Source organism: Flavobacterium sp., assembly GCF_040402955.1.
Lineage (GTDB): Bacteria > Bacteroidota > Bacteroidia > Flavobacteriales > Flavobacteriaceae > Flavobacterium.
On sequence record NZ_JBBALQ010000003.1, the window covers coordinates 134,487 to 156,732 of the forward strand.

The window sequence follows — 22,246 nt, forward strand, 5'->3', positions numbered from 1 at the left end:
ATGCCAATTTCTTCTAACTTTACCTCTATTTACAAACAAAATTTTGAAATTGGTTTTCAACATTGCTACCCTAACGGCTTTTTAAAACATACCGAAATTTGTAATTTATTTCAAATAGTTGCGGGCATTCACGCCGACTTAGGTGGTATTAGTTATTTAGATATGCAACAACATCAACAAGCTTGGGTGTTGAGTAGAATGCGAATTGAAATATCAAAATTACCAAAATGGAAAGATGTTATTACTATTAAAACCTGGATTAAAACCTTAGATAATTCGCGTTCCGTTCGATGTTTAGAAATGTATTTGAATGAAGAAAAACTAATAGGTTGCGAAACATTTTGGGTGGTTATTAATACCAAAACCAGACGACCAGATAATTTAGCATTACCACATACTCATTTTGAAAAATATGATACCGATAGTATTTTACAACCAATACAGAAAATAAATATCCCAGAAGTATTTACATATAAAAACGAAAGAAAAATTATTTTATCTGATATTGATATTGTAAATCATGCCAACAATGTAAAGTATTTAGAATGGTGTTTGGATGTTGCAAACGTAGAAATGGTATTAAGTAATTCAATTAAAGCATTAAATTTAAACTACTTACAAGAATTAAATTATAATGATGTTATTGAAATTCATCATATTGAAAATTCATTCTTAATTACTAAAGAGGGAAAAAGCTGTTTTGCTTTAGAGATTGAGATTTAAAATGATGGCAACACAGATTTAACGGATTAAAAAGATTTATTTATATTAATTTGTGTAAATCTACAAAATCTGTAAAAACTGCGTACCTCACTAAAAATTTATTTTACGTAATGTTTCCATTACATAATCGTGCATTACTTGTTTGTAATCCAAGTGAGTAACCATTCGTAATTTGCCTTGCCCCATATTGCTGATATTGATGTTTTTGGCTTTTAGTATATCAATAAATTGAGTCTCGTTCACATCACTTTTTAGTTTAAAAATAATAATATTGGTTTCAATTGGCTCCACTTTATAAATAAAAGGCAGGGTTTCTAAAACACTTCCTAATTCTTTAGCTTTTTTATGGTCTTCTTCTAAGCGAGTAATATTATTTTGTAACGCATACATTCCAGCTGCAGCTAAATAACCCGCTTGACGCATACCACCCCCAAATATTTTACGAATTCGGAGTGCTCGTTTCATATCTTCTTTTGTACCTAACAAAACCGACCCAACGGGCGCACCTAAGCCTTTTGACAAGCAAAGAGAAATGGTATCAAACAATTCGCCATATACTTTTGGATGTTGTTTTTTGGCAACTAAAGCATTCCAAAGTCGGGCGCCGTCTAAATGATATTTTAAATTGTGTTTTGTGCAAACTTCTTTTATTTTTTTTAATTCTTCTATATCATAACAAGCGCCGCCGCCTTTGTTTGTAGTATTTTCTACACAAACTAATTTCGTCATTGGCGCGTGATAAAACTCAGGATCATTTATAGCGTTTTCTACTTGTTCGGCGGTAATCATACCTCGATTTCCGTCAATTAAATTGCACGAAACACCGCTGTTAAAAGCTACTCCTCCCGCTTCATATAAAAAAACGTGTCCCCATTTATCACAAATTAATTCGTCACCTGGATTAGTGTGTAATTTTATAGCGGTTTGATTTGCCATCGTTCCGGAAGGAAAAAACAAAGCGGCTTCTTTACCAAATAAATCAGCTAAAGATGCTTCCAATTCATTAACTGTCGGATCTTGTTTAAAAACATCATCACCCACTTTCGCGTTAAACATAAATTGTAACATTTCTGGAGTGGGCTTGGTAACTGTATCGCTGAATAAATTAATTTCCATAAATCGTATAAATAGTCTATTTTTGTTCTGTAAAATTACAAATAAAATGGTAAATACCGAACAAATAAAAGACATTATTAATCGCCTTGGTGCGTTAAGGAGGTATCTTTGACGTTGATGCCAAGCTTGTAGAAATATCTAACGAAGAAGAGAAAACCTTTGCTCCCGACTTTTGGAACAATGCCAAACAAGCAGAAATTGTAGTTAGAAATTTACGTTCGAAAAAGAAATGGGTAGACGACTACACCAATTGTGAAGATTTAGCTGAAGAATTGCAACTGACTTATGATTTTTATAAAGAAGAAGCCGTTTCGGAAGAAGAATTAGATGCCATTTTTGAGAAAACAATCAACCATATTGAAGATTTAGAATTTAGAAATATGCTTTCGGAAGAAGGTGATAATTTAAGTGCTGTGCTTCAAATTACTGCTGGTGCAGGTGGAACTGAAAGTTGCGATTGGGCAAGTATGATGATGCGGATGTACTTAATGTGGGCAGAAAAACAAGGGTATAAAGTAAAAGAATTAAATTATCAAGAAGGCGATGCTGCTGGAATAAAAACCGTAACATTAGAAATTGAAGGCGATTTTGCTTTTGGATATTTAAAAGGTGAAAACGGCGTGCATCGTTTGGTACGAATTTCTCCATTTGACAGTAATGCCAAGCGTCATACTTCATTTGCTTCCGTATATGTGTATCCATTAGTGGATGATACCATTGAAATTGAAATTAATCCTGCAGATATTGAAATCACTACCGCTCGTTCAAGTGGTGCTGGTGGTCAAAATGTAAATAAAGTAGAAACTAAGGTTCAACTGTATCACAAGCCATCTGGAATACAGATTCAATGTTCGGAAACGCGTTCGCAACACGACAATAGGTCGCGTGCGTTACAAATGTTAAAATCGCAATTATACGAAATTGAATTAAAAAAACAATTGGCACAACGTGATGATATTGAAGCCGGTAAAATGAAAATTGAATGGGGTTCGCAAATTAGAAATTACGTTTTACATCCGTATAAACTAATTAAAGATGTGCGTTCCGGATTTGAAACTTCTGATTCTGAAGCCATATTAAACGGTGAAATTGATGGGTTTTTAAAGGCCTATTTAATGATGATGGGACAAAAAGAAGACTAACAAATTAGACAAAAAAATTCGACCTGTCGAGTTGTAAAACTTAACAGGTCGAATTAAACAACTCGACAGGTCGAGTTTAAAAGTTTAACAGATCGAAATTTATTACTTTGGTTTCATAGCATTTTCAATACGCGCAACCAAATCATTTAAGTGAAATTTAGTTAAACGATCTGTAGAAACAGCACTTGCTTTTTTCAATTGTGCTTTCAATTCCACCAATTGTCCTTTAGCAATAGAAGGAATATCGGTATCTAAAACACTAATTCTTTTTCCATCAAAATTTCCAGTAGCCGTTTTATCAGCTAAGGCAACATCAATAACTCTACTTACAAATACTTTTTGAAGATTTCTTCTATACATATCAATAGCAGCATTCGATTTTAATTCTGAAAAAATACCTCTTCTTAAATCTGAAATTAATTCATCAACTGAATAATTGGCTTTGTTTAAAGATGATGTTTCAATTAACCGAACCAATCTATCATTTGATAATAAACTTGAAAGTGTTGCATCTTGCATACTCTTAATGGCATCTACACCAACATCGCCTTTTATTTTAGAAATAATATTTTGATTTAATAACCAAGTTGGCGTTTTAAACAATTGCTCATTTAAGAAGGCTACTGCTTCATTTTGAATTACAGAAGGTGTAACTTCGTATGCATTTCCTGCCATATCATAGGTTTTTGGATTTTCATAAACACCACCTACGTTTTTAGTTACGTGCCCCATATATCTTCTAAACTGTCCTACTAACGAATTATATAATCCTTCTAATTCTGAATAATCTTCACCGTTTTCTTTACTCCATTCCGTTAGATTAGGCAAAATTCTTTTCAAATTTTTAATTCCATAAGCAGACGCTTTCATAGAATTATCTCCTAAATCTTCAGTTTGATAACGTGGATCGTATGGATTTGTTTCTGTACCAAACCATAGTCTTCTATCTTTGTAAGCGTCTTTTGTCATTTCATTTAACAATGCTTTTTCCACTTTTTCATCGGCAGCATCTTTAAAATAGGAATACCCCCATTTGATAGCCCACTTATCATAATCGCCAATTCTTGGAAATAAATCTTTTACATTATCTTCAGGTTGTGCTACATAATTGAAACGTGCATAATCCATAATTGATGATGTATGTCCGTTTTTCTTTTGGAACTCTGGATTTCTCAACATTTCTACTGGAGTGGCATTACTTGCGCCCATATTATGACGTAATCCTAGCGTGTGACCTACTTCGTGAGCCGCCACAAAACGAATTAATTCACCCATTAATTTGTCATCCAATTTTTTATGTCTTGCATTTGGGTCTACTGCAGCCGTTTGAATTAAATACCAATCGCGTAATAAACTCATAATATTGTGGTACCAACCAATATGACTTTCCATAATTTCACCCGTTCTTGGGTCGTGAACATTAGGTCCGTATGCATTTTGAATTTCTGCAGCAAAATATCTTAATACAGAAAAACGAGCATCTTCTAAACTCATAGTTGGATCGTTTTCTGGCCAATATTCACCACGAATGGCGTTTTTCCATCCTGCAAATTCAAATGCAGCTTGCCAATCGTCAATACCTTGTTTGATAAACGGTTTCCATTTATCTGGCGTAGCAGGGTCTAAATAATAAACGATTGGTTTTTTAGGTTCAATTAATTCGCCTCTTTTTTGTTTTTGAGCGTCTTCTTCATTTTTTGGTTCTAAACGCCATCTAACAGCAAAAACATCTGTATCTGCTTTTTGAGAATCTTCTTCAAAAACATCATATCCGTTTGCAAAATATCCTACTCTTTTATCGAAGGTTCTTTTACGCATTGGATTTTCTGGTAATAAAATAAACGATGTATTTAATTCCATTGTAACTACACCCGCATCAAGAGCTGCTGGGAAATCAACACCAATTTTAGGCATTGGCGTTCTTGAAATTTGAGGCGCTACAGTTGTAAACGTTTTTGTAGTTCTAATTTCCGTGTTGATTGGAAAACTTTTTATAAACTGAATAAATGATTTGTCTTTTTGAAATGCCTGAATGCTTAACATTTGCTTGTTAATTGAATTCAAAGAAAACGTTTGTAAATCAGAATCAAAAGCCGCGTTCATATCGATTACGCTTGCAATATTGTTTTTTCCAGTTTCGTCTTTTTTATAAGCCAAAATATCATAAATACCGATAATTGGGTCGGCACTAGAATTTTTTACTGACTTTGTAATTGGTTTATCTTCATCTGGAGTCGTAATTACATACGTAATTGAACGTAAAATGATGGTATTATTTTGCCCTTTTTCAAAACGAACAACTTGTCTGTTAATTTCTTCTCCACCAAAAATTCCTCCTCCAGCTGGCGTTTTAGAATATCGGGTTATCGTCATTATTTCTTTTCCGATTAATGATTCAGAAATTTCAAATAAATATTTATCTGCCACTTTATGCACATCAATTAGACCTTTTTGCGTAACGGCTGTAGAGTCAATTACTTTTTTGTACGGTTTTGGTTCTTTTTTAGCCTCTGGTTTTTTTGCTTCTGCTGCTGGTGGTGGTGGTGGTGCATTTTTACTTTTTTGGTCTTTCTTTTGTGCCACACTATCAAAGGTGCCTAAAAGCAAAAAGCAAAATAAAATTTGTATTGATTTTTTCAACATAATGATATTATTTTTGGTTAGTTATTATATAAGACACTAAATATACATTTATGTTACTTAAATTCTAAAAAAATTATGCTAATTTTAACAAATGATGAAACATAAAAAAAGCCGATTTTCTATTTTGAAAATCGGCTTTTTTATTAAAATTTTATTTTTACGAAAAGAAGGTAGTAACATAATAAAGTAACGCCCCAATAATTGCAGATACAGGGATAGTTAGTATCCAAGCCCATAACAAGCTAATGGTTACGCCCCATCTTACCGCACTTAAACGTTTGGTCGCTCCTACTCCAATAATAGAACCTGTAATAGTATGTGTTGTTGATACTGGCACTCCCATTTGTGAAACAGTAAATAAGGTTAAAGCACCAGCGGTTTCAGAACAAACGCCTTCAAGAGGAGTTACTTTGGTAATTTTGGTTCCCATCGTTTTAACAATTTTCCAACCACCCATTAAAGTACCTGTACCAATCATTAAATAACAACCAAAAGCAATCCAAGTTGGCATAGTTTCTTTAGTAACTTTCGTTTCTAACTTGTGTCCTTCTAATAATTTTCCATCTTCATCAATATACTTAGCAAAAATTTTAGCGTATTTGTATTTCGGATTAATTTTATTGTCACTAAAAATCACTTCATTAGTAACAACATCTTTAACTTCCTTTTTATCTGAATATACTTCAAGTTTTGCCAGTTTTTTGGAAGCTTTTTCAAAATTGTTTGTATTTACTTTTTCGTTTTCCAATGCCATTAAAAATGGATTTGTTTTGGAAACTCCAGTATTTAACTTTTCATCGGAATAAATAGTTTCGTTCGAGGAAACATCTACTATTTTCTTACCATCTAAGTAAATTATATCACTTCCAAAAACACCAACAGAAGGTTTAAATTTTTTCAAATTCCCTTCTTCATTGCTGTATTTTATTTGTAAAATTTCGGTGGTATTTAATAAGTTATATTCTTTAACGAAATTAGGCATATCCGTATCTGTTCCGCCTCTATATGAATTTGCATAAACAATACAAGCAGCACAAATAATACCCATTACTTTTTGAGAATCGGCACCACCATGTCCTAGAGAGAAAGCAGCTGAAGAAAGTAATTGTAATTTTTTGTACATGTTTCCTTCTTTTGTATGCGAAGGATTTTTACCATGTACTATTTCGTACCAACAATACACCACTAAGAAAAGTCCTAGTAGTACTCCAATAATCCAAATCATAATTGGCTTAATATCTAAAGCATCTTTTAAACTATAGGTAATATAAACAGTAAGTAGTGATAGTAAAGTTGAAATTGTAATTTTTATCACAAATTTCCTTTGGATGGTAACCATTGCAATCAAATAAGAAATCAGACCTCCAATAACAGGAGCTAAAAATATAAATGCAACTGTTTTTAAAATTTCGGTTGAATTTAAAACATCAAAACCAGCGTGAGCCACTGCAGCACCTCCAAATCCACCAATAAGTGTATGAGAAGAAGAAGATGGAATACCTAATTTCCAAGTTAATAAATTCCAAAGCGTTGCGGCTATAAGTCCGGCTAAGATAACCCATAATGTAATTGCAGAATTATCAACTGTTTTAGCAACCGTATTTCCTACACTCATATCAAATACCCAATAGGCGACCAAGTTGAAAAAAGCTGCCCAAACCACTGCTTGAGTTGGAGATAATACTTTTGTAGAAACAACTGTTGCTATTGAATTGGCCGCATCATGAAATCCGTTTACCAAATCAAATAACAAAGCAATTATTATAATTACTATTAAAAGTGCAAACATAGTACTTAATTAAGAATGTTTTACTGCAACCGCTTCTAGAACTCTTGCCACAGATTTACATTTGTCTGTAGCTTTATCTAGGGATGCTAATACTTCTTTATATTTAATAATATTTTTAACATCTGTTTCGTTTTCAAAAATATCTGAAATGGCTTTTTCGAATACAGAATCTGATTTTCTATCTAATTTGTTGATTTTTTTCACGCATTCAAATACGTTTTTAAAATCTTTCATTTCTTTTAACTCTTTTACAGATTCTGTAATAAGTTGACAAGCTTCTAAATTGATTTCCGTGATTTTTCGAATAGATTTACTGATTTTCTCCACCTGATACATTCTAATTCTGTTAGATGCTTCTTGTAAATTACTAGAAACATCTTCAATAGCACTCATTAAAGCATGTATATCTTCCCTATCAAAAGGAGTAATAAAATTTTTGCTCAACTCTAAATTCATAGTATGAGATATTTTTTCAATATGCTCTTCTAATTCATCAATTTTATTGAAATAAACTTCTCTTTCTTCTTTTGTAGCATTAGTTGCTTCGTGTAAAAACTCGGAAAGTTTTGTTAATTTATGAGTTGCTTGATCAAATAAAGGGAAGAAAGTTTTGTCCTTAGGAGAGAAAAAATTTAAAATATCTTTTAAAGCCATTTTTATTGTTATTAAAATTCGTTGCAAAACTAACACTCTAATATTAACTTAAAGTTAAGTCATAAAAAGATATTAATAAATTTTTAATTCATTTAATAAAAAAAGCAGACCTGTAAGCCGGATTCTGTCTCCGATAAAATCGGAGCCTTATCATTTATCTAGTTCCGAAATTACTCGCGGAATCCATCTTTCTACCCTTCAACAACGGACGAGAAGCCCTTACATGCTGATATACTTGAAATTTCACCGCATAGAGTTTACCTGGTTTCACTACAGCTTCACCTGTACATACTTTCTGTTGCACTTGTCCTTACCGATACATATCGGCAGACGGGCGTTACCCGCTATGCTTCCCTTTGGTGTCCGGACTTTCCTCCCCGATAAATCGGAGCGATAAGGCGGTCTGCACTGCAAATATAATTTAAATTGAGCGTTTTTTAATAATTAAATTGATTTTCTGAATTATATTTAGAAACACAGATTAAAAAAAATTTAAAAATTTATATAATTTTTTAATCTATGTTATAAAACAGTTGTGGTACAAATTCTTAATAACTTTTCACTTTTCACTTTTGACTTTTCACTTTTTAAATCTATATTTGCTATCAATATTTTAATATGGAACAATTTATAGTATCAGCAAGAAAGTACAGACCTCAAACATTTAAAGATGTTATTGGGCAACTTGCTATTACTACTACTTTGTTGCATGCCATTGAAAACAACCATTTGGCTCAAGCATTACTTTTTACAGGACCTCGTGGTGTTGGAAAAACAACTTGTGCCAGAATATTAGCTAGAAAAATCAACCAAGAAGGGTATGATGATCCAAATGAAGATTTTTCTTTCAATGTTTTCGAATTAGATGCCGCGTCTAATAATGGTGTTGATGATATTAGAAGTATTATTGACCAAGTCAGAATACCTCCACAAACTGGTAAATATAAAGTGTACATTATTGATGAAGTACACATGCTTTCTCCTTCTGCATTTAATGCGTTTTTAAAAACATTAGAAGAACCACCAAAGCACGCTATTTTTATTTTAGCTACGACTGAAAAACATAAAATTCTTCCTACTATTTTGTCGCGTTGTCAAATATTCGATTTTAAACGAATTACCATAAACGACACAAAAGAATATTTAATGGAAATTGCTCAAAATCAAAATGTGCAGTTTGAAGAAGAAGCTTTGCGTATCATTTCGCAAAAAGCAGATGGTGCCATGCGTGATGCGTTGTCTATATTTGACAGAGTGGTTTCGTATTGTGGAAATAATTTAACGCGTCAAGCTGTTGCTGAAAACCTTAACGTATTAGATTACGATTATTATTTAAAAGTTACCGATTTAATTTTAGAGAACAATATTCCTCAATTACTTTTAACGTATAACGATATTTTAGCGAAAGGATTTGACGGACATCACTTTGTTGCAGGTTTAGCTTCGCACTTTAGAGATTTATTAGTTAGTAAAAATCCTGTAACGCTTTCGTTATTAGAAGTCAGCGAACAAACCCAACAAGAATTTGCAGTTCAGGCACAAAAAGCGTCTCAAGAGTTTTTATTACAAGGAATTTCTATTGCCAATGAATGTGATTTAAAATATAAAGTTAGTCAAAACCAACGATTATTTGTTGAACTTACGCTTATGCAATTGGCTTCATTAACACATGATGCCGAAAAAAAAAAGTTAAATACTATATAATACCTTCTACTTTCTTTGATTCAACTCAAAAAAGTCAATCGCCACAAATATCAATTCAGCCACAAATTGTTTCAGCACCTGAAATAATAGAAGTAATTCAAGAAGAATTTCCAAAAGCGGAAGAAAAAATTGAAGCAAAAATTGAACAAATTCAACAAAATTTCACTCCTATTCTAGATACTAGTAATCGAATTTCTTCTTTGTCTATTAAAGGATTAAAACAAAAAGCAGATGTTTCTAATTTAGCAAAATCAGAAACTTTATCTGTAGGTGAACATTTAGCCGATCCATTCACACAGGAAGATGCCATAAAACATTGGAATGATTTTATAGATATTTTAGAAAATAAAGGGAAAAAATTATTTGCAAGTTATATGCGATTGAGCAAACCTGTATTAATGGGCACCAATATATTGTTAGAATTTCCAAATCAAGGTTCTAAAGAAGATTTTGAAAATACGAATTCTGAATTAGTAAGTTACCTAAAAACAAATTTACGAAATTACGATTTGAAAATTAAAATAACGGTAATTGAAACCTACAAACCTAAAGTAATTTATACCAACGAAGAAAAATACAAACATTTTAAGGAGTTAAATCCTAACATTGAATTATTTAGACAAACATTCGAATTAGACTTATAAAAAAATGGATATTAATTTCAATAAAAACGAAGACCACAACAAACTTTTGGTGTCAGATATGCTGCAAAAATTTACGAAAGTAAAATTAGGTGGTGGACAAAAACGTATTGATAAATTGCACGCCGAAGGCAAAATGACAGCCAGAGAGCGTATCGATTATTTATTGGACAACAATGCCAAAAGTATTGAAATTGGGGGCTTTGTTGGAGATGGCATGTACGAAGAACACGGCGGATGCCCATCTGGAGGTGTGGTCGTAAAAATAGGATACATTAAAGGGAAACAATGCATAGTAGTAGCCAATGACGCAACTGTAAAAGCAGGTGCCTGGTTTCCTATTACTGGTAAAAAGAATTTAAGAGCACAAGAAATTGCGATGGAAAACCGCTTACCAATTATTTACTTGGTAGATTCTGCAGGGGTGTATTTGCCTCTACAAGATGAAATTTTTCCTGACAAAGAACATTTCGGGCGTATTTTTCGTAATAACGCCATTATGAGCAGTATGGGAATTACCCAAATTGCTGCCGTTATGGGAAGTTGTGTTGCTGGTGGGGCGTATTTGCCAATTATGAGTGATGAAGCTTTAATTGTTGACAAAACAGGAAGTATTTTCTTAGCAGGTAGTTATTTAGTGAAAGCCGCAATTGGTGAAACTATTGATAATGAAACACTTGGTGGTGCAACAACACACTGCGAAATTTCAGGCGTTACCGATTTTAAAGCCAAAGATGATGCAGCCGCTTTAGACAGAATTAAAAGTATTGTTTCAAAAATTGGCGATTATGACAAAGCCGGATTTAACAGAGAAACTCCTGCAAAACCCGCTTTAGAACCAAAAGATATTTACGGAATTTTACCAAAATTACGTACGGATCAATATGATATGAACGAAATTATCAAACGTTTGGTGGATAATTCAGAGTTTGATGAATACAAAGCTGGTTACGGACAAACCATCATTACTGGATATGCCAGAATTGAGGGTTGGGCAGTAGGAATAGTTGCCAATCAGCGTTTGGTTTCAAAAACTAAAAAAGGTGAAATTCAGTTTGGTGGGGTAATTTATTCGGAAAGTGCGGATAAAGCCACTCGATTTATTGCGAATTGCAACCAAAAGAAAATTCCATTAGTGTTTTTACAAGACGTGACAGGATTTATGGTAGGAAGCAAATCGGAACACGGTGGAATCATTAAAGATGGTGCCAAAATGGTAAATGCTGTAGCCAATTCTGTTGTGCCTAAATTTACAGTTGTAGTTGGAAATTCATACGGTGCAGGAAATTATGCTATGTGTGGAAAAGCTTATGATCCACGATTAATTTTTGCTTGGCCAAGTGCTGAGTTAGCCGTTATGGGTGGTACGCAAGCCGCAAAAGTACTCGCACAAATTGAAGCCGCTTCCTTAAAAAACAAAGGAGAAGTTGTAGATGAAGCAGTTGAAAAAGAATTATTTGATAAAATTAAAGCCAAATATGATGCGCAAGTGTCGCCCTTTTACGCCGCTTCCAGATTATGGACAGATGCTATCATTGACCCATTAGATACCAGAACTTGGATTTCTATGGGAATTGAAGCCGCCAACCACTCGCCTATTGAAAAGAAATTTAATTTAGGTGTGATACAGGTTTAGTTGGCAATGTTCAGTTATAAGTAATCAGTAAAAAAACACAAACTTGTATTGCTGAAAGCATCTTTATAATTTAATAATTATGTTTCATATTTTAATTTTACTTTCTTTACTATGAAAAAAATACTTCTATTTACCCTTTTCCTATTGGGTTTCAATCAAATGAAAGCGCAAGAATTTTCTCGTAAAGATTCGCTACAAGGTGGACTTCGTGAAGAAAGAACCTGTTATGATGTGTTGCGATACGATTTAGACATCAGAATTGATCCTGAAAAAAAATGTCTATTTGGTTCCAACACGATAACATTTAAAGTAGACGATGATACAAATAAAATCCAAGTAGATTTGTTTGAAAATATGATAATTGATGATATACAATTAGATGGTCTCCCAAAAATTAATTTTACAAGAGAATTTAATGCCGTCTTTGTTCATTTTAAAGAAGTCTTAAAAAAAGGTAAAACCCATAAATTAATAATTTATTATCGTGGAAATCCTATCATAGCTAAAAATGCACCTTGGGATGGTGGTTTTGTATTTACAAAAGACAAAAAACAAAACCCTTGGATTGGTGTGGCAGTGCAAGGAACCGGTGCGAGTTTATGGTACCCTTGTAAAGATTCGCAAACGGATGAACCTGATAATGGCGCCAGCATAAAAGTAGCCGTACCAAACGGATTAATGAATGTTTCCAACGGAAGATTTTTAGGTTCAACCGATTTAAAAGACGGCTATACGCGATGGGATTGGGAAGTGAAAAACCCAATTAATAATTATGATATCACAGTAAACATTGGCGATTATGTGCATATTCACGATAATCACGAAGGTTTAGACTTAGATTATTATGTGTTGCGATACAACGAAGAAACAGCTCGTAAACATTTTGACAATGATGTAAAACCGATGATGAATTGCTTTCAATCGAAATTTGGGAAATATCCGTTTTTTGAAGATGGTTATAAATTAGTGGAAACGCCTTATTTAGGTATGGAACACCAAAGTGCTGTCGCATATGGAAATAAGTACAAAAAAGGGTATCTTGGAATGGACTTATCAGGAACGGGTGCTGGAATGTTTTTCGATTATATTACGATTCACGAAACCGGACACGAATGGTTTGGTAACAGCATTACAAGTAAAGACATCGCCGATATGTGGATTCACGAAGGCTTTACAACCTATACAGAAACCGTTTTTATTGAATGTATTAAAGGATATGACCAAGCAATGAGATACATTAACGGTCAAGCTAGAAACGTTAATAACGACCGTCCAATTATTGGTCAATTTGGTGTAAACCGAGAAGGTAGTGGCGATATGTATTACAAAGGCGCCTTAATGCTGAATACCATTAGACATATTATTAATGATGATGTAAAATGGTGGAAATTACTTTATGATTATTCTGAAACGTATAAAAAACAAATTATTGACACAAAAACAGTAATTGATTTCTTTAATAAAGAAAGCGGTATCGATTTAACTTCGGTATTTCAGAACTATTTAACCACTACAAAAATTCCGAAATTGGTATTATCAAAATCTGGCAACAAACTGAATTACAAATGGGAAAATGTAACTACCGATTTTAAAATGCCCGTTGATATTATCATTAACAAAAAAACAATACGTTTACAAGCCAATACTGAAAATCAAGAACTAAAAGTAGATAAAAAGGTAGTTTTGGATGATGTTTCTGTAAAAACCAATCAGTTTTATATTAAGGTAGAAAGAAAATAATTTATTGAGAAGTAATTGTTTATACTAATTTTTCTAAAGATTTCTTTCTATTTATTTTTTGCGTTTCTGTTCTTTCAAATGACTCTAAAAAAAGAATTTCTTTAGGTATTTGATATTTTGATAATTCTGAAAACACGCTATTATCAATAGCAAACGGAGTGGCTTCAAGCACAAGAATTACTTTTTCGCCTAAAATTTCATCTGGTTTTCTGGCAACAAAAAATGGAACTGAAATGAATTTAGCAAGAATTTCTTCTACTTCTTCTGGAAAAATTTTAATACCACCAGAATTAATTACATTGTCAATTCGTCCTTTCAAAATAAATTGAGTTGCATTTAGGATTTCTACGATGTCATTTGTGATGACTTTTTCCTTAGAAAGTTCTACTGCTTCAATTACTAAACAACTTCTTTCATCTACAGATACAGTTATATTTGGCAAAACAGTAAATGACAACTCGCCTATTTTCTTTATAGCAATATGCGAAATGGTTTCTGTCATTCCGTAGGATTCAAAAGCATTGCAATTGGTTTTTAGAATACTTTCTGACAAACTATAACTCACTTTTGTGCCGCCAATTAATACAATATCAACCAAATGTAATTTTGATAACGATTTTTGCACTTGCAAAGGAACCATTGCTGCAAAATGATACTTTTTCGTTTGCAAAGGAGCACTATTCGGATTGATTGTATCTAAATGTAATCCTAAAGTAATTGCACGTACCAACATCATTTTTCCAGCAATATAATTGGCTGACAAACATAACAAAGCGGTGTTTTTTGGTTGCAAGTCAAAAAACAACCCTGTTGCATTGGCAGAAGCGATCATAGCCGATTTTTGCAACAAAATTTGCTTTGGTTTTCCAGTAGAACCAGAAGTTTGAACCATAATAAAGGATTCATTATTTAGCCAATCTAAAAGGAATTTTCCGATTTCTTTTTCAAATAATTGCCCGGTTTCTTTTAAATATAAAGCTTCGGCTAAAAGTTCTATAAACGTAAAACTTTTTCCGTTTAATTTAAAATCGGGATGAATAATTTGATTCATTATTCTGATACTTAAATTGGTTTTATGGTTCCGAAAAGTTTTTCTTTCCAATTGCTCCATTTGTATTTTACTGAAAAAACAAATAATAATATAGGAAAAAACACCAAAATTGGTATAAAAGTTTGCATACTCGCACTTGGCAAGGAAACGTCTTTTAAAATAGAATGCGTTTGAAATGCCGACCAATCTGAAGTGACCAACAAAGCCCCAATTAAATTATTTGCAGCGTGAAATCCTAATGCCAATTCTAAACCTTCATCCATTAATGTTAAAATTCCTAAAAACAAACCCGTTCCAATATAATAAAACATAATAATCATACCCAATTTATCTACTTCTGGGTTGCCAATATGCATTATTCCAAATAAAAATGAAGTTACTAATAATGGCACCCATCTTGTTTTTGTAGCTAAACCTAAACCTTGTAGCATGTGCCCCCGAAATAAATATTCTTCAAAACTAGCTTGTAAAGGAATTAAAACGACAGCCAATACAACAAAAACAGCAAATTTTTCAGGATTAAATTGAATTACAAAATCTTCTGGAGCGGTATAATAACCTATAATAGTTGTAATTATCGTAATGCCTCCCCAAACTCCAAATGAGAAAAAAACTCTTGACCAATCGATTTTTGGACGAGATGTAGTCAAAATGCGTAAGGAATTATTTTGAATGAATTTGTTATAAAATAAAACTATAAATAACAAAAATGATAATGGCGCTACTAGCATTACAAACGTACCATTTATTCCATACTTTTCAATCGTTTTTTTTATCACTTCATTTGTATCAACGCCTTCTGATGAAATAAAATTTGTTACCATTAAAGCTAAAAAAAGAAATGGAATTATAGTATAAGACCATAAATTAATTTTAAACTTTTGCAATTGTTCTATATACATATTACGAATTTTTAAGTCCACTAAATTACAATTATTACCTTTGTAAAAAAAATATTTATGTTAACCATTTATCACAACAAAAGATGTTCAAAATCCAGAGAAGGTGTTTGTTTTTTAGAAAACCTTAAAATACCCTTTGAAACCATACATTATCTTGAAAAATCGCTTACTTACACTGAGTTAGAAACGATATTAAAAAAATTAAAAATTAAGCCAATTGAATTGGTAAGAGTTAAGGAAAAAGATTGGATTGAATATTTTAAAGGCAAAATTTTAACTGATAAAGAAATTATTGAAGCGATGTTGCAATTTCCAAAACTAATAGAAAGACCTATCGTAATTAATAACGAAAAAGCAGTAATTGCAAGACCTACTGAATTAATAAATACAATTTTGTAATTATTTCGTTTCGTTTAATTTAACATTAATATAGTCTATAACCAATCCAAAAATTAAAACAAGTGAGGCAATCAAGAGGGTTTTCATTTTATAAGTTGAAAAAAACAAACCAGCCAAAATCCCACCAATAAAAAAAGTAGTTATAATAGTTAACCTTAATTTAATTATTGAATATAATTTTAATCGTTGGTCTGATGATTTATAAAAAAACAACTGGGAAATTTCAATTCCTAAATCTGTAAATAAACCTGTCAAATGTGTAGTTCTTACTACTGAATTAGAAATTGTAGTCACTAAAGAGTTTTGTAAACCCATTGCAAATAATAACAAACAAGCTATTAAATTTGGATTTTTCAGAATAAAACTGAAGTTTAAAAAAGAAACAAAAAGTAATAAAAAAGTTTCTACTAAAACAGGAATAACATAGATATGTTTTACCGTTACCTTTTGAGTAATTTCTATAATAAAATTAGAAAAAAAAGCGCCTAAAAAAAAGGAAAAAATATAAATGAAATAAAATATTGACTGGTTAAAATCTGATAAGGTTGCTTCTTCTACCATGTATGCAAAATGACCCGTTACATTTGTAGTTAGTTTTTGAATTGACAAAAGCCCTATAACATTTACTATACCAGCTACAAAAGATAACAAAGAAGCAATTCCGATATTGTGATTAATATTTCTAGTATTTCCTTTGTGGCTAAACATATCGGTTAAAATAAGTATAAATATACAAAAATATACACTTCTAATGATAAAGCTTACTCGAAAATAATATTTATTAAATTTATGTAATTAAATCTTTTAACATAGATTTAATACATGTTTTAAATACATAACACTACGTTTGTACTGTAAAATGTCAAACTATATGTTATTAAAAAAATCAATGCTATTACTTACGTTCTTATTCGTTAGTACTACTGCAATTTCTCAAATTTCGTTAAAAAAAATAATTATTACTGGAAAAATTATCGATAAAGAAACTACAAAACCAATAGAATTCGCTGTCATTACGATTTCAAAATCAGATACTAAAAAAATTATCACTGGAGGCACTTCAGATGCAAATGGAAACTTTAGCATCGAATTAAACAACGGAACCTATAATTTTAAATACGAATTTCCTGGTTTTAAAACTCAAGAAAAAGTAAACCAAACTATTACTTCAGATACAAATTTGGGAAATATCGCCTTAGAATCTGATTCTAACCAAATTGAGACAGTCGTGATTCGAAGTGAAAAAACGTCGGTTGATATTAAATTAGATAAGAAAGTATATAATGTTGGACAAGATTTAATGGTAAAGGGCGGAACGGTAAGTGATGTTTTAGATAACATACCAAGTGTTGCGGTTGATGTAGAAGGAAATATTAGTTTACGTGGTAACGAAAGTGTACGTGTTTTAATTGATGGAAAACCTTCAACTGCCATAAATGTTGCCGATGCCTTACGAATGCTACCTGCAGATGCTATTGAAAAAGTTGAAGTGATTACCAATCCGTCCGCACGATACGATGCCGAAGGTGGTGGTGGAATTTTGAATATTATTCTTAAAAAAGGAAAAAATAAAGGAATCAACGGAACTTTAATTACAACGGCCGGAGATCCAAAAAACCAAGGTATTTCTGCAAATATAAATTCAAAATCAGAAACTTATAATTTATTTGCAACATTGGCTTATAATGATAGAAACAATCCAGGAGCTACAAAAATTAATCAAGAAAATTTTGGTGCCAATACTTATATTGAGGAACGTAGAAAAGCCAATAGATTTAGCAATGGATTCAATGGTAATTTTGGAATAGAAGTATTTTTAAACAAAGACAAATCGGCAACTTGGACCAATAGTATCAATTATAGAAATAACGATGGTAAAAATTTTGAAGATGTCACCTACAAAAATTACACGCTAGATAGGACCAACTTTTTGTTTACGCGTTTCAGAGACAATCAATCGATTAGCAGAAATGAAGCTATAGAATTTACATCAAATTATTTAAAGAAATTTAAAAAAGAAGGTCACAAATTAACTATAGATGCTTCTTTTTCTTTAAATGAAGAAGATGAATTTTCAACTATTTATGGAAGTATTTTAGAAACAAGCACTTTCATTTCAGATGAAAAAACCTCAAAAATTGGTAGACAAACAAGAAATTTAATTCAAGCTGATTACGTTTTACCCATTACCAAAGACTTACAATTTGAGGCAGGATATAGAGGAAGTTACACAAATTCTACTAGTAATTATGAAGTATTGGAACGCGTAAATCAGAACAGTCTTTATACGAATATTCCTGGTTTTACAAATAATTTTCAATATATTGAAAATGTAAGTGCCATTTATACACAATTAGGTACTAAATTTTTTAATAAATTATCTATTTTAGGAGGTTTACGATTGGAGAATACCAATTTAGAAATCAATCAATTACTGACAAACGATTTAAACTCTAGAAATTACAATAACTTTTTTCCTAGTTTGTTTTTAACGTATGAATTAAATAACGATTCGAACATTTCCTTAAACTACAGTAAAAGAATTACTCGACCAAGAGATCGATTTATTAATCCGTTTTCTTCGTACACCAGTAATATCAATTTATTTATTGGAGATCCAAAATTAAACCCATCCTTTACAGACGCATTTGATATTGGTTATTTAAGAAAATGGGATAAAACCACAATTAGTACTTCCGCGTATTATAATCACACAACAGATGCTTTTCAAACGGTAAGAAAAGAAAGTGGAAGGTTTATAAATGGAATTCCTGTTATTGAAAACACACCTTTTAATTTAGGTGAAGACAATAGAATTGGAATGGAAGTTACCTTAAATTATACCGTAAAAAAATGGTGGAAATTAAATTCAAACGTGAATTATTTTTATAATGAAACAAAAGGAAATTATCAATTTATAAATTCTAATAATTTAGTAGTAAATCAAAATTTCGATTATAAATCAAGCACTTGGACAGCTCGACTAACGTCTAAAATAAATTTACCTTACAAAATTGATTGGCAAACTAATGGAACTTATAATGCTGGACAAAAAACAGCACAAGGAAAAACATTAGGAATTGCAAGTATGAATTTAGCTTTTAGTAAAGATGTACTTAAAGATAAAGCTACCATTTCACTTAACGTGAATGATGTTTTTAATTCCAGAAAAAGAATTCAAGATTTAAGATTACCAACTGTAAATTCTTACAGCGAAATGCAATGGAGAGTTCGACAAGTGACGATTTCATTTACATACAGATTTAATAAATTGAAAAACGAAAAAGAAATAAGACCAAAGAGCCTTGACCAACAAGAAGGCGGTGGCGGAGAATTCTAATACAAAATAAAAAAATCCCGATTCGTACGAATCGGGATTTTTTATGACTAAGAAAATTACTTTTCTTGTTCAGCTAATTTTCTTGCTTTCTTTTCTTTGTATAATTCTATTAACGATCCGCCAATCCAATATTGAACAAATCCTACAAGAAAAAACATTAACCAAAAACCTATAGTTAAAATGGTTAAGAAGAGAATAAAGCCTAAATACTGGTCAAATTCAAACATATTTTCCGGAATTTTATTTGTGAATTCTTGTCAAAGATAAATCATAAATTTATTTTTAACAAATAATATCTTTTTTTTAATGTAATTTTATTTTTTAGTAAGAAAATGCATTTCTTGATTCGTAAGAAAGAACTAAAATGCAAAGGAAATAATTAAATCAATTTAAAATGCTGCTGCTTTTAATTCATTTTATTTATTTTTCTTAAAATTTATACGAAACTGTTGTTGAAATCATTCTTGGTGCAATAGGCGTAACCGTATTATCATCGTAAACATAATAACTCGTAACATTTCCAATATTCGATAATTTTGCTCGTATTGAGAAAGCATTAGTTGTGTAACCAACTGAAGCATCAAATTGTAAAAAACCGTCAACTTGAATTGGCTTTCTTGCTAATTCTGCCGGAGTTGATGCGTTATTTGGACGCAATCTTCCACCTAAAATTTCTCCAATATAAACGGATTGAACTCCCATTTCAAACCCTTTTAATTTTGAATTTACAAACGTATAAAACAAACTTGCATTTGCCGTATTTTTCGGTGCAAAACGCAACTGAGTTCCTTTATCGAAAATATTACTTTTTGTATATTTTGTTTCGTTAAAACTATAACCAGCCATCGCTCTTATATTTTTAAAATTACCCGTAATGTCAATTTCAATTCCCTTACTTGTATAAGAACCCGCTAATTCTTTAATATTTGTATTTATATTTCCATTTGAAAAATCAGTTTGCGCTAAATTTCCAAAATTGATAACATAACCGGTTACATTAGCAGTTAATCGACCATTAAAGAATTCGTTTTTCACACCAACTTCATATTGATCAATAGTCGAATGAGGTAATACTTGAAAATTTTTATCTGTTCCCGTATTTAAAACAAATGAATCTGAATAGCTTGCAAAAATTGAATTGGTTTTTGTAGGCTGAAATACTATTCCCAACTTTGATGAAATAATATTGTCATTAGTTTTAGTTTCTACATCACTATTAGTTGAAAAAGTAGTTGTATTGGTAGTGCCTTCCAAATAACTATAGCGTAAACCTGTTAAAACTTTTAATTTAGAAGTTAATTCTATAAAATCTTGAATATAAAATCCAGCTCGCTTAATTTCTGCATTAGCAAACGTGTTTTGATTTAAAATTGGAATAGTTGCGCCATTATAAATTGGATTTTTACCAATTACTTCACTGGGATTAAAAATATTAATTTTATCAAAATAATTTATAGTTGCATAATTTAGTGTTCCTGTATTTGACCTGTCTGCATCTGCACCTAAAAGCATTGTATGTTTAATTGTTCCTGTATTAAAATTTCCTGTTACATCTATTTCAGCAAAAGTATAATCTTGTTCTGTATATGCTTTTTGAACGCCTCTTACCCAATCTCCATTAGCTTGAACTAAATTATTGTTAGGTGATGTTGGAGTTAGATTTCCAGAGTTTGGTCTTGAACTTGATAATAAATTGGTGGAAAAACCTTGATACGATAGGATTCCTTTCAACTGCCAATTTGTATTAATCTTATGATTTAATGTAGCTGCAACACTTTCTTGTTTACTATCAAATGTAGCCCAATCAAAATTTAAAAAAGTACTTCGTGGCAACGCAACCACTTTATAATCAATTGTTGTTAAACCGAAATCAGGTGTTCTGCTATCTTTTAAGTAATCCGCTTCTACTAATAAAGTAGTCTTTTTTGTCAGATTAAATAAGAAAGACGGATTGATATAAAATCGTTCGCTATTTACAACATCTCTAAAACTATTTCCTGTTTCATAACTAGTTACTAATCGATATGCAGCTGTTTGATTTTCATCTAAACTTCCATAAATATCAATAATTGGTTTATAAAAATCAAATTCTGATGCTCGAAAACTTACTTCACCACCTTGTTGAAATTTAGGTTTTTTTGTTTCTAAATTCAAAATTCCGCCTGGTGCGACATTTCCGTATAATAAAGCCGAACTACCTTTTAAAATTTCTATACTTTCCAAAGAAGCGGTTTCTGGAATTAATGAACCATTAAAACGAATACCATTTTTAAACGTATTTGCTCCACTAAAGGTAAATCCTCTGGAGCCATATTCTTCCTGATTGTTTCCAGAAGCATTATTTGCGCCCGACACATACACGCCATTTGTATTTCTTAACGCATCCGAAACTCTTAAAATTTGTTGTTGTTCTATTGTCGTTCTATCAATAATCGCTACTGCTTGTGGCAAATCCAATGCTTTTATTGGCAACTTTCCAGCAGTTACAGCACCCTTTTGTATTTTTTTTACAATTACAACTTGTTCAATTGCTTTGCTTTTTTTCTTAATGGTATCATTCTCAAAATCAAAGGCAAAATCATTAGAAATTTTATTTTCAACTTGTCCAAACACGAATTGAACTCCAACAAACATTACAAAAAGTAAAATATATTTCTTCATTTTTTATTTAGAATAAATTAAAATAATAGTGCAAATGTAAAACGCAAATCAATAAAAAACAAGTTTATTTAGAATAAATAAGAATAATATTTCTAACTATTTGAT

The 22,246-nt window shown here is 31.4% G+C and carries 17 protein-coding genes and 1 other RNA gene; 8 read left to right on the forward strand and 10 right to left on the reverse strand.

The genetic code is table 11. From position 1 onward, the window contains the following. A complete protein-coding gene (locus tag ABWP78_RS02895; protein WP_353168843.1) occupies positions 1-723 on the forward strand; it encodes an acyl-[acyl-carrier-protein] thioesterase in 723 nt (240 codons plus the stop codon). 90 nt (positions 724-813) lie between these two features. On the opposite strand, the gene ABWP78_RS02900 is transcribed toward ABWP78_RS02895, so the two are convergent. Beyond that, positions 814-1,839 (reverse strand): threonine aldolase family protein, encoded by a 1,026-nt coding sequence (locus ABWP78_RS02900; RefSeq protein ID WP_353168846.1) that lies wholly within the window; start codon positions 1,837-1,839, stop codon positions 814-816. Positions 1,840-1,885: 46 nt separating this feature from the next. Here ABWP78_RS02900 and prfB point away from each other — a divergent pair. After that, a protein-coding gene (gene prfB, locus ABWP78_RS02905) for a peptide chain release factor 2 (protein WP_353168848.1) occupies positions 1,886-2,981 on the forward strand; the annotation gives its coding sequence in 2 pieces (ribosomal slippage) (positions 1,886-1,948 and positions 1,950-2,981; 1,095 coding nt in all). Positions 2,982-3,083: 102 nt separating this feature from the next. On the opposite strand, the gene ABWP78_RS02910 is transcribed toward prfB, so the two are convergent. The 4 genes from ABWP78_RS02910 to rnpB form a co-directional block, all read right to left on the reverse strand. Continuing rightward, a complete protein-coding gene (locus tag ABWP78_RS02910) occupies positions 3,084-5,624 on the reverse strand; it encodes a zinc-dependent metalloprotease (RefSeq protein WP_353168850.1) in 2,541 nt (846 codons plus the stop codon). Between the two features lie 157 nt (positions 5,625-5,781). Further along, on the reverse strand, positions 5,782-7,413 hold the full coding sequence (locus tag ABWP78_RS02915) for an inorganic phosphate transporter (RefSeq protein ID WP_353168851.1): 1,632 nt from the start codon (positions 7,411-7,413) through the stop codon (positions 5,782-5,784). Positions 7,414-7,422: 9 nt separating this feature from the next. Then, positions 7,423-8,067 carry a DUF47 domain-containing protein gene (locus ABWP78_RS02920; RefSeq protein WP_353168853.1) on the reverse strand — a complete coding sequence of 215 codons (645 nt, stop codon included), beginning with the start codon at positions 8,065-8,067 and terminating at the stop codon, positions 7,423-7,425. Positions 8,068-8,164: 97 nt separating this feature from the next. Next, positions 8,165-8,477: RNase P RNA component class A (rnpB, locus tag ABWP78_RS02925), an RNA gene on the reverse strand. Between the two features lie 208 nt (positions 8,478-8,685). Here rnpB and dnaX point away from each other — a divergent pair. The 4 genes from dnaX to ABWP78_RS02945 all read left to right on the forward strand — a co-directional run bounded on the left by dnaX (position 8,686) and on the right by ABWP78_RS02945 (position 13,788). Beyond that, entirely contained in the window at positions 8,686-9,771 is a 1,086-nt protein-coding gene (gene dnaX / locus ABWP78_RS02930) for a DNA polymerase III subunit gamma/tau (RefSeq protein WP_353168856.1), read from the forward strand. 200 nt (positions 9,772-9,971) lie between these two features. Further along, positions 9,972-10,415 (forward strand): DUF8439 domain-containing protein, encoded by a 444-nt coding sequence (locus tag ABWP78_RS02935; protein WP_353168857.1) that lies wholly within the window; start codon positions 9,972-9,974, stop codon positions 10,413-10,415. Between the two features lie 4 nt (positions 10,416-10,419). After that, the gene (locus ABWP78_RS02940; protein WP_353168859.1) at positions 10,420-12,048 is read left to right on the forward strand and encodes an acyl-CoA carboxylase subunit beta; all 1,629 of its coding nucleotides are present in this window, start codon (positions 10,420-10,422) and stop codon (positions 12,046-12,048) included. Positions 12,049-12,159: 111 nt separating this feature from the next. Next, positions 12,160-13,788: a M1 family metallopeptidase gene (locus tag ABWP78_RS02945; protein ID WP_353168862.1), complete on the forward strand. Its 1,629-nt coding sequence runs from the start codon at positions 12,160-12,162 to the stop codon at positions 13,786-13,788. 19 nt (positions 13,789-13,807) lie between these two features. On the opposite strand, the gene ABWP78_RS02950 is transcribed toward ABWP78_RS02945, so the two are convergent. Together ABWP78_RS02950 and ABWP78_RS02955 are read right to left on the reverse strand one after the other, a co-directional pair. Next, complete coding sequence (locus ABWP78_RS02950) at positions 13,808-14,839, reverse strand: AMP-binding protein (RefSeq protein ID WP_353168865.1); 1,032 nt, start codon at positions 14,837-14,839, stop codon at positions 13,808-13,810. A gap of 11 nt (positions 14,840-14,850) precedes the next feature. Then, positions 14,851-15,741: a CPBP family intramembrane glutamic endopeptidase gene (locus ABWP78_RS02955; RefSeq protein ID WP_353168866.1), complete on the reverse strand. Its 891-nt coding sequence runs from the start codon at positions 15,739-15,741 to the stop codon at positions 14,851-14,853. A 57-nt stretch (positions 15,742-15,798) separates the two neighbouring features. Between ABWP78_RS02955 and ABWP78_RS02960 the strand changes: the two genes are divergently transcribed. Next, on the forward strand, positions 15,799-16,140 hold the full coding sequence (locus ABWP78_RS02960; protein WP_353168868.1) for an ArsC/Spx/MgsR family protein: 342 nt from the start codon (positions 15,799-15,801) through the stop codon (positions 16,138-16,140). Here ABWP78_RS02960 and ABWP78_RS02965 read toward each other — a convergent pair whose 3' ends face one another. Beyond that, on the reverse strand, positions 16,141-16,848 hold the full coding sequence (locus tag ABWP78_RS02965; protein ID WP_353168870.1) for a YoaK family protein: 708 nt from the start codon (positions 16,846-16,848) through the stop codon (positions 16,141-16,143). Positions 16,849-16,999: 151 nt separating this feature from the next. Between ABWP78_RS02965 and ABWP78_RS02970 the strand changes: the two genes are divergently transcribed. Further along, on the forward strand, positions 17,000-19,480 hold the full coding sequence (locus ABWP78_RS02970) for a TonB-dependent receptor (RefSeq protein ID WP_353168872.1): 2,481 nt from the start codon (positions 17,000-17,002) through the stop codon (positions 19,478-19,480). A gap of 56 nt (positions 19,481-19,536) precedes the next feature. Here ABWP78_RS02970 and ABWP78_RS02975 read toward each other — a convergent pair whose 3' ends face one another. After that, positions 19,537-19,707, reverse strand: coding sequence for a hypothetical protein (locus ABWP78_RS02975; protein ID WP_353168875.1), 171 nt, complete (start codon positions 19,705-19,707; stop codon positions 19,537-19,539). 202 nt (positions 19,708-19,909) lie between these two features. Next, entirely contained in the window at positions 19,910-22,141 is a 2,232-nt protein-coding gene (locus ABWP78_RS02980; RefSeq protein WP_353168878.1) for a TonB-dependent siderophore receptor, read from the reverse strand. Positions 22,142-22,246: the final 105 nt, after the last annotated feature.

Coding starts and splice junctions, on each gene's coding strand:
- ABWP78_RS02895 (WP_353168843.1), top strand. CDS start 1: ATGCCAATTTCTTCTAACTTTACCTCTATTTACAAACAAAATTTTGAA.
- ABWP78_RS02900 (WP_353168846.1), bottom strand. CDS start 1,839: ATGGAAATTAATTTATTCAGCGATACAGTTACCAAGCCCACTCCAGAA.
- ABWP78_RS02910 (WP_353168850.1), bottom strand. CDS start 5,624: ATGTTGAAAAAATCAATACAAATTTTATTTTGCTTTTTGCTTTTAGGC.
- ABWP78_RS02915 (WP_353168851.1), bottom strand. CDS start 7,413: ATGTTTGCACTTTTAATAGTAATTATAATAATTGCTTTGTTATTTGAT.
- ABWP78_RS02920 (WP_353168853.1), bottom strand. CDS start 8,067: ATGGCTTTAAAAGATATTTTAAATTTTTTCTCTCCTAAGGACAAAACT.
- dnaX (WP_353168856.1), top strand. CDS start 8,686: ATGGAACAATTTATAGTATCAGCAAGAAAGTACAGACCTCAAACATTT.
- ABWP78_RS02940 (WP_353168859.1), top strand. CDS start 10,420: ATGGATATTAATTTCAATAAAAACGAAGACCACAACAAACTTTTGGTG.
- ABWP78_RS02945 (WP_353168862.1), top strand. CDS start 12,160: ATGAAAAAAATACTTCTATTTACCCTTTTCCTATTGGGTTTCAATCAA.
- ABWP78_RS02950 (WP_353168865.1), bottom strand. CDS start 14,839: ATGAATCAAATTATTCATCCCGATTTTAAATTAAACGGAAAAAGTTTT.
- ABWP78_RS02955 (WP_353168866.1), bottom strand. CDS start 15,741: ATGTATATAGAACAATTGCAAAAGTTTAAAATTAATTTATGGTCTTAT.
- ABWP78_RS02960 (WP_353168868.1), top strand. CDS start 15,799: ATGTTAACCATTTATCACAACAAAAGATGTTCAAAATCCAGAGAAGGT.
- ABWP78_RS02965 (WP_353168870.1), bottom strand. CDS start 16,848: ATGTTTAGCCACAAAGGAAATACTAGAAATATTAATCACAATATCGGA.
- ABWP78_RS02970 (WP_353168872.1), top strand. CDS start 17,000: ATGTCAAACTATATGTTATTAAAAAAATCAATGCTATTACTTACGTTC.
- ABWP78_RS02975 (WP_353168875.1), bottom strand. CDS start 19,707: ATGTTTGAATTTGACCAGTATTTAGGCTTTATTCTCTTCTTAACCATT.
- ABWP78_RS02980 (WP_353168878.1), bottom strand. CDS start 22,141: ATGAAGAAATATATTTTACTTTTTGTAATGTTTGTTGGAGTTCAATTC.